The sequence below is a fragment of the Agreia sp. Leaf244 genome (assembly GCF_001422695.1).
In the GTDB taxonomy this organism is placed as follows: domain Bacteria; phylum Actinomycetota; class Actinomycetes; order Actinomycetales; family Microbacteriaceae; genus Agreia.
This window is the reverse complement of the sequence record NZ_LMLX01000002.1, coordinates 397368-410694: the sequence shown is the minus strand read 5'-3', so window position 1 is coordinate 410694 and position 13327 is coordinate 397368. Positions and strand designations below refer to the sequence as shown.

Annotated in this window: 12 protein-coding genes; 7 read left to right on the top strand and 5 right to left on the bottom strand. The window is 68.9% G+C overall.

The features are described 5' to 3' along the window. Window positions 1-315 precede the first annotated feature (315 nt). The 5 genes from ASF06_RS06785 (at window position 316) to ASF06_RS06765 (ending at window position 4746) form a co-directional block, all read left to right on the top strand. On the top strand, window positions 316-846 hold the full coding sequence (locus tag ASF06_RS06785) for an amino-acid N-acetyltransferase (RefSeq protein ID WP_055944913.1): 531 nt from the start codon (window positions 316-318) through the stop codon (window positions 844-846). Window positions 847-880: 34 nt separating this feature from the next. Continuing rightward, window positions 881-1366 (top strand): 8-oxo-dGTP diphosphatase, encoded by a 486-nt coding sequence (locus ASF06_RS06780; RefSeq protein ID WP_055944910.1) that lies wholly within the window; start codon window positions 881-883, stop codon window positions 1364-1366. An 88-nt stretch (window positions 1367-1454) separates the two neighbouring features. Further along, window positions 1455-2699 (top strand): helix-turn-helix domain-containing protein, encoded by a 1245-nt coding sequence (locus tag ASF06_RS06775; RefSeq protein WP_055944907.1) that lies wholly within the window; start codon window positions 1455-1457, stop codon window positions 2697-2699. 114 nt (window positions 2700-2813) lie between these two features. Beyond that, window positions 2814-4337 (top strand): acetaldehyde dehydrogenase ExaC, encoded by a 1524-nt coding sequence (gene exaC / locus ASF06_RS06770; protein ID WP_055944904.1) that lies wholly within the window; start codon window positions 2814-2816, stop codon window positions 4335-4337. Window positions 4338-4401: 64 nt separating this feature from the next. Continuing rightward, complete coding sequence (locus ASF06_RS06765) at window positions 4402-4746, top strand: DUF779 domain-containing protein (protein ID WP_055944901.1); 345 nt, start codon at window positions 4402-4404, stop codon at window positions 4744-4746. 335 nt (window positions 4747-5081) lie between these two features. On the opposite strand, the gene ASF06_RS06760 is transcribed toward ASF06_RS06765, so the two are convergent. The 5 genes from ASF06_RS06760 to ASF06_RS06740 are packed head-to-tail and all read right to left on the bottom strand — an operon-like array spanning window position 5082 to window position 10905. After that, a complete protein-coding gene (locus tag ASF06_RS06760) occupies window positions 5082-6128 on the bottom strand; it encodes an alpha/beta hydrolase (protein WP_055944898.1) in 1047 nt (348 codons plus the stop codon). After that, the gene (locus ASF06_RS06755; RefSeq protein ID WP_055944895.1) at window positions 6125-7282 is read right to left on the bottom strand and encodes a hypothetical protein; all 1158 of its coding nucleotides are present in this window, start codon (window positions 7280-7282) and stop codon (window positions 6125-6127) included. Before ASF06_RS06755 ends, ASF06_RS06760 begins: the two co-directional genes overlap by 4 nt. After that, window positions 7279-8391, bottom strand: a complete 1113-nt coding sequence (locus ASF06_RS06750; RefSeq protein ID WP_055944892.1) for a hypothetical protein — start codon at window positions 8389-8391, stop codon at window positions 7279-7281. The genes ASF06_RS06755 and ASF06_RS06750 overlap by 4 nt, the downstream gene beginning before the upstream one ends. After that, window positions 8388-9290: a hypothetical protein gene (locus ASF06_RS06745; protein ID WP_055944890.1), complete on the bottom strand. Its 903-nt coding sequence runs from the start codon at window positions 9288-9290 to the stop codon at window positions 8388-8390. Before ASF06_RS06745 ends, ASF06_RS06750 begins: the two co-directional genes overlap by 4 nt. Before the next feature lie 22 nt (window positions 9291-9312). Beyond that, a complete protein-coding gene (locus ASF06_RS06740) occupies window positions 9313-10905 on the bottom strand; it encodes a phenylacetate--CoA ligase family protein (RefSeq protein ID WP_157439104.1) in 1593 nt (530 codons plus the stop codon). An 84-nt stretch (window positions 10906-10989) separates the two neighbouring features. Between ASF06_RS06740 and ASF06_RS06735 the strand changes: the two genes are divergently transcribed. Beyond that, the gene (locus tag ASF06_RS06735) at window positions 10990-11649 is read left to right on the top strand and encodes a hypothetical protein (protein WP_055944884.1); all 660 of its coding nucleotides are present in this window, start codon (window positions 10990-10992) and stop codon (window positions 11647-11649) included. 63 nt (window positions 11650-11712) lie between these two features. Then, on the top strand, window positions 11713-13317 hold the full coding sequence (locus ASF06_RS06730; protein ID WP_055944880.1) for a carboxylesterase/lipase family protein: 1605 nt from the start codon (window positions 11713-11715) through the stop codon (window positions 13315-13317). The last annotated feature ends 10 nt before the right edge of the window (window positions 13318-13327 follow it).

The following is a 13327-nucleotide window of genomic DNA, read 5'->3' as shown; positions in this document are numbered from 1 at the left end:
GGTACGCGAACCCGCGTCATGATCTGCACCGGTGCGTGTCTCTTCAGGTGAGGGCATACAGCCCGGTCGGCACGCGGGTACAGCGCGACGGATCAGCAGAAGGCTGGGCATGAAGAAGATCATCAGAAAGCTGGGCGACCGTCGGGCGTCGCATGTCGAGCGACGCGTCACGCCTCGAGAGCTCGAACTCCTCGGTCGTCTCCTCGCGCGCGAGTCCAAGGCCTGATCACGTCGACGCCCGTGCGCGCCGACGAGAAGAGTCGGCGAGGGCGCGCTGTGCACGCCGCAGGGCCGAAGTGGCAATAGGCTGGTTCGATGCCCGAAGTGACGAAGCCTGCCCCCACCTACACGGTGCGGCGCGCGCAGACGAGTGATGTGCCGTGGATCAAGGAGCTCGTGGAGCCCCTCGTTCAGCGACGAATCCTCCTGGGCAAAGACCTCGTCGTGTTCTACGAAGCGGTGCAGGAGTTCTACATCGCCATCGACGATGAGGGCAATCGCATCGGCTGCGGCGCACTGCACGTGTTCTGGGACGACCTCGGTGAGGTGCGCACTCTGGCCGTGGCCGACGCCTGGCTCGGCAAGGGCGTGGGTCACGCCCTTCTCGAGGCCGTCGAGGGAGAGGCGCGACGGCTGGGCCTCACCCGGCTGTTCTGCCTCACCTTCGAGGTGGGCTTCTTCGAGCGCAACGGCTTCATCGCCTCGCCGCTCGGCCTCGTCGATCCCGATGTGTACTCCGAACTGGTGCGCTCTCCCGATGAGGGCGTCGCCGAGTTCCTCGACCTCGCCCGCGTCAAGCCGAACACGCTCGGCAACACGCGCATGCTGAAGCACCTCACCACGTAACATGCCGAACATCTGCGGCGGGTAGCCTGCTGCAATGTCTCCGTACCAGGTCTGCGTCTGCTTCATCACCCGGCGCTCAGAGCAGGGTGTGCGCCAGGTGCTGCTCGGCCGCAAGAAGACGGGCCTCGGGCTCGGCAACATCGTGGGCCTCGGCGGCAAGATCGAACCCGGTGAGACGGCCCTGCAGGCCATCGTGCGCGAGATCGAGGAGGAGTCGAGCCTGATCGTCGAGCCGACCGCGGTGAGCGAGGTGGGCTTCATCCGCTACGCCTTCCCTTTTCGCGAGAACTGGAGCCAGGACTCGACGGTCTTCGTCGTCGATGCGTTCAGCGGTACGCCGGCGGAGTCGGACGAGCTCGTGCCCGACTGGTACGACGTGACCGAGCTGCCGCTCGACGGCATGTGGGACGACGCGAAGTACTGGCTGCCCCAGGTGCTCGACGGTGAGACCGTGCACGCGAGCTTCACCTTCGGCGAAGACCTGAAGACCGTCTCCGAGTCGTCGTTCGACGCCGCGTAGGCACCCGAAACGGGTATCCTCGACAGTACGTCCGGATGCTCGTGGTCCGGCCCGCATTCCCCGTTCGATCAGCGTTGATTGGCACCCTATGACGAGCCCCTGGCTCGCGCAGCCCCAGGCCGCGCCGGCAGCTCCCCGACCCCTGGTCAGGGCCTCCTGGAATCGCGCCCTCGAGCGGCACCTCGATCCCGAGCTGCTGCTCGCCGCCCTCGAGGTCGCCGAAGACGAACTCGTCGACTACCGGCTGGCGCATCCGCTCGCCTCGGTGCTGCCCGTCATCCGCCGCCTGCTCGTGCGCGACGCCGACGACGACTCGGGCATGCTCGTGGCCGTGGGGGATGCGATGGGTCGCCTCCTGTGGGTCGACGGCGACCGCGCGCTGAGGCGTCGGGCCGAGGGCATGCTGTTCGTCGAGGGAGCGGGCTGGGCGGAGAGCCGCGTGGGCACATCGGCGCCGGGCACCGCGCTTGAACTCGATCACGCCGTGCAGATCTCGGGGGGCGAGCACTTCAACCGGCTCGCGCACGAGTGGAGCTGCACCGCCGTGCCCGTGCACGACCCCGAGACCCGGCGCATCCTGGGGGTCATCGACATCACCGGCGGGCGGCAGGCGGTCGACCCGCATACGCTTCCGTTGATGGAGGCGACGGCGGCGGCCGTGGAGTCCGAGCTGATGGTGCAGAGGCTTCGAGCCCAGCACGACCGCATCGGGGTGCGCCGCCGGCCGCCGCGCCCCGTCGCTCCTCCGGCGAGGCCGTTGCTGCGCGTGCTGGGCCGCGACACGGGTGAGCTCACGTCGCCCGCCGGTCGGGTGGAGCTGTCGGCGCGGCACACGGAACTGCTCGCGCTGCTGGCCTGGCACAGGCAGGGCCTCTCGGCTGAGCAGCTCGCGTCGCTGCTCTACAACGAGGGCGAGTCGCCCGTGACCCTGAGGGCCGAGATGGTGCGGCTGCGCAAGGCGCTCGAGCGAGCGCACGTCGATCTCGGGCTGGAGTCGCGGCCCTACCGACTCACGAATCCGCTCGAACTGGATGCGCAACACGTTCTGGCGCTGCTCGATCGAGGGGCGCATCGCGTCGCTCTCGCCACGGCCACGGGCGCGGTGCTGCCCGGATCGTCGGCCCCGGGCATCGAGCACATCCGTGCGGAGGTGCGAGCGCGCCTGAGGGAGGCCGTGCTCACCGACGCGTCCGTCGACGTGCTGCTCGAGTACGCGCAGACGGCAGACGCGGTGGACGACGGCGAGGTGTGGAGCGCCCTGCTGCGTCTGCTGCCCCCGCGCTCCCCGAGGCGGGCCGGCATCGTGGCCCACCTCGAGTCGCTCGAGGCCTGAACGCGCTCGCCGTCGCATCCGGCCGCCGTGCAACGGCCTGCAACGTCGCGAAGCGTAGCGTCGAAGGAGTCTGAACCACAGGCATCCGACAACGACGTCGAAAGGCACACACGCATGACTGTCTACGCGAACCCCGGAACAGACGGGGCCGTCTTCACCTACAAGCCGCGCTACGACCATTTCATCGGGGGTGAGTACGTGGCTCCCGCCAAGGGCCAGTACTTCGAGAACCCCACGCCCGTCACCGGTCAGAACTTCACCGAGATCGCCCGCGGCACGGCCGAGGACATCGACCGGGCGGTCGACGCCGGCTGGAAGGCGTTCGACGCCTGGGGCAAGACCTCGGTGGCCGAGCGCGCCGTGATCCTGAACAAGATCGCCGACCGCATGGAGGAGAACCTCGAGCTGCTCGCCGTGGCCGAGACGTGGGAGAACGGCAAGCCGGTACGCGAGACGCTGAACGCCGACATCCCTCTGGCCATCGACCACTTCCGCTACTTCGCCGGTGCCATCCGCGCGCAGGAGGGCGGCATCTCCGAGCTCAACAACGACACCGTGGCGTATCACTTCCACGAACCTCTGGGCGTGGTGGGGCAGATCATCCCGTGGAACTTCCCGATCCTCATGGCCGTGTGGAAACTCGCCCCCGCGCTCGCGGCAGGAAACTGCATCGTGCTCAAGCCGGCCGAGCAGACTCCCGCGTCGATCCATGTCTGGCTCGACCTCATCAAGGACCTGCTGCCCGCTGGTGTGCTCAACATCGTCAACGGCTTCGGCATCGAGGCGGGTGCCCCGCTCGCGTCGCACCCGCGCATCCGTAAGATCGCGTTCACGGGCGAGACGACCACTGGCCGACTGATCATGCAGTACGCCAGCGAGAACCTGATCCCCGTGACGCTCGAACTCGGAGGCAAGAGCCCCAACGTGTTCTTCGCCGACGTGGCCGACGAGCAGGACTCGTTCTACGATTCGGCGCTCGAGGGCTTCACGTTCTTCGCGCTGAACCAGGGCGAGGTCTGCACGTGCCCGTCGCGGGCGCTGGTGGATGCCTCGATCTACGACGGCTTCGTCGGCGACGCCCTTGAAAGGGTCAAGCTGGTCAAGCAGGGCAACCCGCTCGACACCGACACGATGATCGGCGCGCAGGCGTCGAACGACCAGCTCGAGAAGATCCTCAGCTACATGGACATCGGCAAGCAGGAGGGCGCGAAGCTGCTGATCGGCGGCGAGCGCAGCGATCTCGGCGGCGAACTCTCGGGTGGCTACTACGTGCAGCCGACCGTGTTCGAGGGCACTAACTCGATGCGTATCTTCCAGGAGGAGATCTTCGGGCCGGTGTTGGCGCTCACCAAGTTCAACGGCTACGACGAGGCCATCGAGATCGCGAACGACACGCTCTACGGCCTCGGCGCCGGGGTCTGGAGCCGCAGCGGAACCCAGCTGTATCGCGCGGGCCGTGCCATCCAGGCCGGGCGTGTGTGGTCGAACACGTACCACCAGTACCCGGCCCACGCGGCGTTCGGCGGCTACAAGCAGTCGGGCATCGGGCGCGAGAACCACCGCATGATGCTCGACCACTACCAGCAGACGAAGAACCTGCTGGTGAGCTACGCGAATTCACCGCAGGGGTTCTTCTAATGCCGCTGCCGGTTCGGATCGTGTCGTGAGTCCCCGGGTCGAGGTGACGGGTGCCGCAGCCGACATGCTGCGGCACCTCGCCGAACAGTACGGGCCGCTGATGTTCCATCAGTCGGGCGGATGCTGCGACGGGTCTTCGCCGATGTGCTACCCCGTGGGCATGTTCCGCACCGGGGGCTCCGACGTGCTCCTGCAGACGCTCGAGATCGACGGCCTCGCCCCGATCGAGTTCTACATGTCGGCCAGTCAGTACGAGTACTGGAAGTACACGCACCTCACGGTCGACCTCGTCGATGGGCGGGGTAGCGGATTCTCGGTCGAGGCTCCGGAGGGAAAGCGCTTTATGATCCGCTCCAGGCTGCTGACCGACGGCGAGCTCGAGGAGTACGGGGTGGAGGCGCGGGCCTAGGCCTGTCGGGCGGAGATTCCGCTTGTCCGAGCGTCATAGGAGCTTGGATAGGCGAAATCTCCGCCCGACAATGCCGTCCTACGGGCTTGGCGGCGACATCGCCGACAAAACGGGAGGAAATACGTGCATCCGATGGCCTATTCGGGTCGGATGCGCGAATCTCCTCCCGTTCTGCCTCGACAACTCGCATGCCTGCTATCCGACGCGACCTGGAGTGCATCGACCGTCCCGTCGGGCGGAGATTTCGGGTGTCCGAGCGTCATAGGAGCTCGGATGGTCGATATCTCCGTCCGTTCTGCCGTCTTGGCCGTTGTGGCGTCGGGCGCGGCGCGGGGTCAGTCTGCGGCGAGTGCGCGGCGCAGAAAGTCGACCAGGTCGGCGGACGCGCGGCGCGACACCCGCATGATGCCCGGGTAGGTCACCCAGCCGTGGGGCGCCTCGGCATAGGTCTTCACCTCGACGGGCGTTCCCTCGGCGGAGAGCCGCGCGGCGTAGGCCAGCGCCTGGTCGCGAAGCACGTCGTGCGCCGACACCTGCACGAGCGCGGCGGGAAGTCCGCTCAGCGATGCCGCGTGGATGGGCGCCACCGACGGGTCGTCGTCGGCCCCGTGCTCTCGCGACGCGCCCAGGTAGTAGCGGAAGAAGGCATCCATGTCTGCGCGATGCAGAACCGGCTTGCGGGCGTTCTCGCGCATCGACGCGTCGTCGAGCATGGTGTCGGTGACCGGGTAGATCAGGCCCTGGGCCCGGATGGCGGGGCCGCCCGCATCCCGAGCGAGCAGGGCGACCACGGCCGAGAGATTGCCGCCGGCGCTGTCGCCGAAGACGGCGAGCCGCGACGGCGATGCGCCCAGCTCGCCGGCGTGCTCGGACGCCCACCGCACCGCGGCCAGGCAGTCGTCGACGGCGGCGGGGTAGGGATGCTTCGGGGCCAGTCGATAGTCGACGGCCACGACCACGGCGCCCAGCTCGGCCGCCACCCGCGACGGCAGCCAGTCGCAGACGTCGAGGGCGCCGAAGAGGGTCCAGCCGCCGCCGTGGAAGTACACCGCGATGGGCAGGCCGGACCCGGCAGCGGCTCCCGCTCCAGCTCCAGCTCCGGCTCCGGAGACGGCGCCCGCGCTTCTGGGCGTGTACACGCGCACTCCGAGCGGCCCATCAGCGGTGGGGATGGCGAGGTCACGCGCGTCGACCCGTGCGTCCCTCCCTCCGAAGAGCATCCGTCTGACCGGTGCCGGAATGCTGCGCATCGTCTGGTTGTGCTCGATGTCTGTCGGGCTCATGGTGGCGATGTGCATGGAGCCGAAGCGGTCCATGAACCAGCCCCACGCGCGCACCCGCGCCGGGATCCTCACAGGCTGCGCGGCCGGGCCGTCGTTCACTGCGCCGACGAGTCGGTGAGCCGCGGCGAGCGGGGGACCTGCCGGGCCTGTGCGACGCCCGCGCTGAACACGGACAGGGCCACGTCGCTGCGCGAGAGCCCCAGTCGTTTGCGCAGCGCGCCGTGGGCGGCCGGCGAGTCGATGAGCTCGGAGTGCGGGGAGATGGCCACGCCCTGGCGATGTGCGTGCAGCCACAGCCGCTGTAGCACGCGACCGGCTTCGAGGGCGTGCGGCTCGGTCACGCCGATGCGGCTGTCCATCGCCTCGGTGATGCTCAGGATGTCGTCGATGCCGGCCGCGCGCGAGTTCGCCACGAGCACGTGGTGCGTGGGCGCCCCCGGCTCGTCGGGCACGCCGGTGGGCAGCGGGGCGTCGCGTCCGAGTCCCTCGAGGAAGCGGGCGACGGGGCCCGCGAGGGCGACGACGGGATCGCGGAGGCGGGCCGTGCGCGTGAACGGTGCGGCGATCCGGGCGAGCGGGCGGGGCATCACGAGCATCTCGTCGGTCATGCCGTCGAGGCCGTAGCGCGGGTGGCGCGGGTCGAGACGCAGCCAGTGCAGCAGCTCGTTCGCGATCGTGGCGCGCGAGGCGGTGAAGGCGATTCCCAGCGTGCTGAGCTGCCTCATGGCGCGGTCGTCGAGCGAACGCACACTGAGCCAGGGCGGCAGCTGCAGGGAGTCGAGGTTCGAGAACACGTCTGGCCGGCCCACGAGAGCGCCGCGGTAGACCCGTCGCTCGCGCACGTCGTCAGGGGTGAAGGAGCCGGGGGTCGAGGCTCCGGCCATCGAAGAAGCCGCGTCGGGCGACGTCGGCGTGGGCGTCACTCGAAAGACCGGCCTGTCGGCATCCGCGGGGCCGCGCACCGGGAGCGAGTCGAGCTGCGACAGGGCCGGAAGCACCTCGACATCGATCGCGTAGCCGGCCTCGGCCGCCCCGATGGACACGCTCTCGATCCACGCCCCCAGCGACATGATGACGTCGCGAAAGGTGGGGTCGCCCGCCGGAAGCGTTCGAGACGGCACGATGGCCACCTCGATGCCGCCGTCGACGACGCGCGGCGACCACGGCTGGGTGTTGTGCGGCGAGGGCGATCGGCTCGCCAGCAGCACCAGCTCGTGCAGCAGCTCGGGCGTCGCCGGGGTGGGGTCTGTCATGCGGATCCTTCTATGATCGGGCGCCGGTAGAGGGTCGAGCCGTGCAGGGGTGTGCCGCCGAATCGCGAGAACTGCCGGGCCGATCCCTGGTTCTCGAGGCCGACGGTGGTCGTGCGCAGTCGCTGGTATCCGCCGACAGCGAGGTTCGCCTGCAGCTGCCGGCTGAGCAGAGTCAGGATGCCGCGCCCCTGTCGCGCGGGCTCGGTGCCCTGGATGATCAGGATCGCCTCCCGGCGGTATCGGCCGCGGGTGAGAAGCAGTTCGAGCTGGCGCAGCGCGGTGAGGCGTCCGCCCACCTTCTGCACGAAGGGCGAGATGTCGGGGAGCACCAGGATGAAGGCCGCGGCCTCGCCTGTGGCGTCGTCGCGGGCGAGCAGCAGCAGCCGCTCGTCGAGCAGGAACGAGAGCCCGTCGGTGGCCGCCGCCATCTCGGCCGGGGTGATGCGCGTGTAGTACGGCAGCTGTTCGAAGGCGGCGTTCAGCACGCCGAGAAGCTCGGGGATCAGCGTCTCGGTCTTCGACTTGTCGCCGTATTCGAGCCGGATGCCCGCGGCCGCGAACTCCCGCGCATCCGGCTCCACGACGGGCACGGCCCCGACCTCGACGCTCCAGGTCTGCGCCTCCTGCGTTCTGGTGAAGCCCGCCGCCTCGTAGACCTCCGGCACCCAGTCAGGATTCCAGGCCGAGTCGACGAAGCCCCGCTCCGCGAAGCCCGAGGTGATGACGCCGGCAGACTGGTTGGGCAGAAGCGAGACGGGACCCAGAATCTGCTGCTTGCCGGCGGATCGACCGACCTCGTCGAGGTGCGCGAACAGGGCCGACGCCGCCTCCGCGCTCGCGAAGTCCGTGGCTCCGAACAGCTGCGATGCCACCCCGAACTTCGCGTCGAGGCGCGCGTCGGTGTGCACGGTCGAGCGGCCCACGACCCGGCCATCGTCGTCGTGCACCAGAACGAGGCGCACCGGTTCGGGGTGCGGACTCGTGCCGCGATGCCAGGAGCGGATGGTCGACTCCAGCAGAGGCACGGCGAGCTCGCGAGGCCAGAGCCTGTTCGGCAGATCGACGAACTCTCGCAGAGCCCGCGTGTCGGAGACCGTCTCGATCCTCATGAGGCCGGCCCCGTGGCATCCGGTGCCGGCGCCGGGCCCTGGCCCGTCGACGCGCTGCCCGTCGACGCGCTGCCCGTCGACGCGCTGCCCGTCGACTCTGGCGCCGTGTGCAGCCGGATGTAGCCGGCGGTGCCGTTGCGGGTGTCCTTGGTGATCCACTGCATGAGGTGCCGGTGGCCGGGCATGCGCGCGAACGCCAGTAGGTCGTCGCGGCGCTCGAAGAACGCGAGCGTGCCGAGCGTGAACGGGAACTCGTAGTACGTCGTGAACCACACGTAGCCGCGCATCGTCACCATGCGGGCGATCATCGGATAGTAGATGCGCGACAGGGCGATGAGCGCGGTCGGCCCCGTGTACTTGGTGGCCCCCACGAACATGGCGTGCGCGTCGGCGATGGGTCGGGTAGGGCTGGTGCGCTCCGTCTGTTTGGTGGGCTTCGTCGGGCGGCCCTTCGGCCGGTCGGTGGATGCCGCGTCGACCCGGGGCGGCTCGGTTCCGCGGCCGGCCTCGACCGACGTGGGGGTGAAGCGCTCGATGTGGCCCATGCGGCCGTCCTCCGCGCGCCACACGCCATTGGTGTAGCCGTGGGGCTCGGCCTCGAGGATGCGGCCGGTGGGATGCTCGCCGTCGAGTCGCAGCCAGGGCTCGAGGTGGGTGGGCGCCGTCACGAGCGCGTGGTCGAGCTGGTCGCGGTCGACGAAGTACGAGGCCACCCCGAGGATGCCGGGAGATCGTCGGTAGCTCTTCTGCCAGAGGAAGCCGGGGGAGTCGGCGAGGTGAGCCGCCAGTTCGCGCCGGGCGGCACGGGCGCGTCGCGCATCCGAAGCCCCATCGAACCGTCGCTCGACGACCATCATCGCGCCGGCCCGGCCCTGGGGAGGGGCGAGCGAGAAGTCCATGGAGCGCATCAGCCTGCCCGGTTCATCGCGTCGGCGACGAGGTCGTGGGCACTCCGCCGCGGTCGGCCTCGTCGACGAGATAGACGTTCTTGATCTTGCGGGGGCCGCCCTCGAACACGCCCGTTCCGAAGGGGTGCACTTCGATGCGCACGTCGGATGCGGTCGGATCCTCCTCGAGCGACTGCGCGATGTCGCGCGAGACGGAGGCGAGGTGCTTGAGAACGCCGGCGGCCGAGCGTGCCTTCAGTTCGTCGGTGGCCTCGGCGTCGAGAGAGGCTCCCTCGCGCAGCTGCAGGTGGATGACCGGTCGCTGCTCGAGGTTGCCGATGTCGAGCAGGCTCAGCTTGAACGACTCGATCTCGCTCGCGTGCGGGTTGTCGAGGTAGAGGCCGTTCTCCACGTCGAGCGGGTAGATGTTGGCGCCCATGTACGAGATGGTCGAGTCCTTGCGGCCGAAGAGCAGCACGAACGGAAGTTTCATGCGCTGGGTCGAGAAGGCGCGCTCGAAGGCGAAGCCGAGGCGGGGGTACTTCTCTGCGTAGGCCTGCATCTCGGGGAACGTCACGATCTTCGCCTCGTCGCCGATGTTGTAGCGCAGCTTCGGGCTCATGATGGCCGTGGAGTTGAGCGTGACGAGCAGCTCGTTGTCCTCCGTGGTCTCGAGGTAGGTCTCGAGGGGGTTGTACTGGAAGATCATCGGGGTGCGCTGCTCGCCCTCGCCGAGCACGTCGCGGCGCAGCGGCTCGTTGGCCACGAGGGCGCGCCGCAGCCAGACCGAGAGGTCGCTCTCGCCCGACATGCCGATGGTCAGATCGGATGCGCCGTAGCCGGAGTAGACGCGGGTGAAGCGGTCTTCGAGGTAGTCGCGGAGACCCTCGGTGAGGGCCTCTCCACCGACGAAGCCGTTGAGATTGTAGGCGTCCCAGTCGAAGCCCTCGCTGTCGAGGCGATCGCGCAGGTGCTTGAGGAAGGGTGGGTAGGCGCTGATGAGGTAGACGTAGCCGGGGCCGAAGTGCTTCAGGGTGTCGACGATCTTGTCGATGTCGGGGCCCGTGTTCTTGACCATGGCGATCTTCGACATGGCGAGGCCGGTGTTGGTTCCCGTGGCCCAGGCGCCCATCGAGAAGGCGTTGATGCAGAAGAGCTTCTTCGTGCCGAACAGCAGCGTGATGTAGCCGGCCACGTTCTTGTGCACGGTGTCGAGCTCGCGCTTGGAGCGCATCCAGTTGTAGGGCGTGCCGCTCGAGCCGCTCGATTCGTCGACCACGGTGCCGACGGTGATGATCTCGCCGTTCCAGCAGCGCTCCGCCTCGGGGTACCTGTTGACGTAGTCGCTTTTGGAGGTCGGCCGGTAGTTCGTGAGCTGCCACCAGCGGAACGAGAACTTCTCTTCGTCGAGGTAGTTCTTGTAGGCGGGAACATCGAGGTAGGCCTGCTGGCAGACCATCCACGCGTTGAGCCTCGCGAAGCGCTCCATCGACGGGTGGTAGTGCCGCGCGGTGAAGCGCCAGAGCGCCGGATGCAGCCGGTAGATCGCGTAGGTGGCGGTGACGATGGCCGTGGCGATGCGCAGGGCGGCCTGTCGAAGTGCACTCGTTCGTTGCGGTCTGGGCACGGGGGTCCTTCGATCGGAGACGTAATTCACCCTACAGCCGCGCCAATGCGCCCGTCAGGGCGCCGGTGCTCGTAGCCTAGGGTCATGTCGACGATCAAGAATCCGGTCGGACCTCAGCCGAGCAAGGTCTACTGGCGTCGGCGCGTGCTGGTGCTCGTGGGCCTGGTAGCGGTGGTCGCCATCATTGTGCTGATCATCGTGCGGCCCGGCTCGTCCTCCACCGTCGGAAGCGCGACCACTCCGCCCGCATCGACGGCTGCCCCCGCCGCGACGACGCCTCCGGCCGAGGCGAGCGAGCCGCAGAACGTCGATGCCGCCGCACCCGCCGACGGTGAGACGCCTGCGTGCGACGCCGCGAGCATCCAGGTCACGCCCGTGACCGATGCCGACACGTACGCCGCCGGGGTCAACCCGCAGCTGTCGCTGAGCGTGACGAACACGGGCGCAACGGCCTGTTCGATCAACGTGGGCACCGGCCAGCAGGTCTACAAGATCACCAGCGGCGAGGAGCAGTACTGGATCTCGACCGACTGCCAGACGGAGCCCACGGACATGCCCACCGTCATCGATGCCGGCGCCACGCTCGCCTCGACACCGTTCGCGTGGGACCGCACCCGTTCGGCAGCCGACACGTGCGCGTCGACGGATCGTCCGCAGGTTCCGGCGGGCGGCGCGTCGTACCACCTCGACGTGTCGATCGGCGGCTTCGCCTCGTCTGCGAGCAAGCAGTTCATCCTCGGTTAGTGGCTGCGCGGGTCGGCCGTCAATGACGGGCTCGCGTTCACCTCGTCGGATTAGCATCGGCGCATGACCCGGCAGAGCGACACCGACACCCACGGCCTCGACGTGCGCACCCGACAGGGAATCGTGCGCGGCGTGCGCCAGGCGGCGATCGAGGCGTGGCGCAACATTCCGTATGCCGCGGCGCCCGTCGGCGAGTACAGGTTCCGCGCGCCGAGGCCGCCCGCCGAGTGGACGGGGGTTCGCGACGGCTCGACCTTCGGTCCGGTCGCCTGGCAGTCCCGAGAGGGCCACTTCGTGGGCGCCGCGAAGAACCAGGCGATGAGCGAGGACTGCCTCAGCCTCAACGTGATGAGGCCGGCGCGGGGTGCTGGCTCCGGCTCCGGCTCGACGGCCTCTCCTGGCTCGGCTGATTCTGCTGATGGCCGCCTGCTTCCGGTCATGGTGTTCATCCACGGCGGCGCCTACGCGGTCGGCTCGAGTGCTGAGTATCCCCGCAACGGCGAGGCGCTCGTGCGCGACGGCCGGATCGTCTACGTGAGCATCAACTACCGGCTCAGTGCGCTCGGCTACCTCGACTTCTCACGGTTCTCCACGCCCGAGCGCCCGATGGAATCCAACCTCGGTCTGCGCGACCAGGTCGCCGCCCTGCAGTGGGTGCAGCAGAACATCGCGGCATTCGGAGGGGACCCGGAGAACGTGACCGTGTTCGGGGAGTCAGCGGGCGGCAATGCGGTGACCACCCTGATGGCCACGCCATCCGCTCACGGCCTCTTCGCCAAGGCCATCGCGCAGAGCGCGCCGACGAACGCGATCTACCCGCCCGAGCTGACCCAGCGCTGGGCCGACGAGTTCGTGGCCTTTCTCGCCGACCGCATCGAGCCGGGCGGCGTGGAGTCGACCTCGGTCGACGATGCGGGAGAGCTGCTGACCCGGGCCGATCCGTCCGACCTGGTCGAGGCGGCGACCGCGCTGACCCTGCTGACCCCCGACCGCGACCCGGGCACCATTGCGCTGTGCCCCGTGATCGACGGCGACTTTCTGCCCGAGCGCCCCCTCGACGCCTTCAAGTTCGGTCGCGCGGCGCGCATCCCGCTGATCATCGGAACCAACGACCGCGAGGGGTCGCTGTTCACCGGTCGGCTCGACATCCTCGCCACCACGCCCACGCGCATCCGGGCGATCTTTTCGCGCACCAAGAAGAAGGCCCGCAAGGCGATCAAGGCCGAGTATCCGGGGCTGCCGGCGAAGCGCCCGGCCGCCGACTTCGCGGGGGACTACGCGTTCTGGTACCCCACGGTGAAGGTGGCCGAGCGTCACTCGAGGTTCGCGCCGGTGCACTTCTACCGCTTCGATATCGCGCCGCGCCTGGTGCGTCAGCTCGGCTTCGATGCGACCCACGGCCTGGAGCTGTTCGCGTTGTTCGACCGCATGAACGGCTGGTTCGGACGCGCGATGGGCGCGTTGGGCGGCCGACGAGCGTTCATGCGCACGGGCGACCGGATGCGACGGCACTGGATCGAGTTCGCCCACAGCGGGCGGGTGCCCGGCTGGCCCGCCTACGACGAGCAGACCCGCAGCACCATGATCTTCGACGAGGTCGACCGGGTCGAGGACGATCCTCGCGGTGCCCGCCGGGTGGCATGGCAGGCATTCGTGCCCCACGTGTGAGCGAACCGCA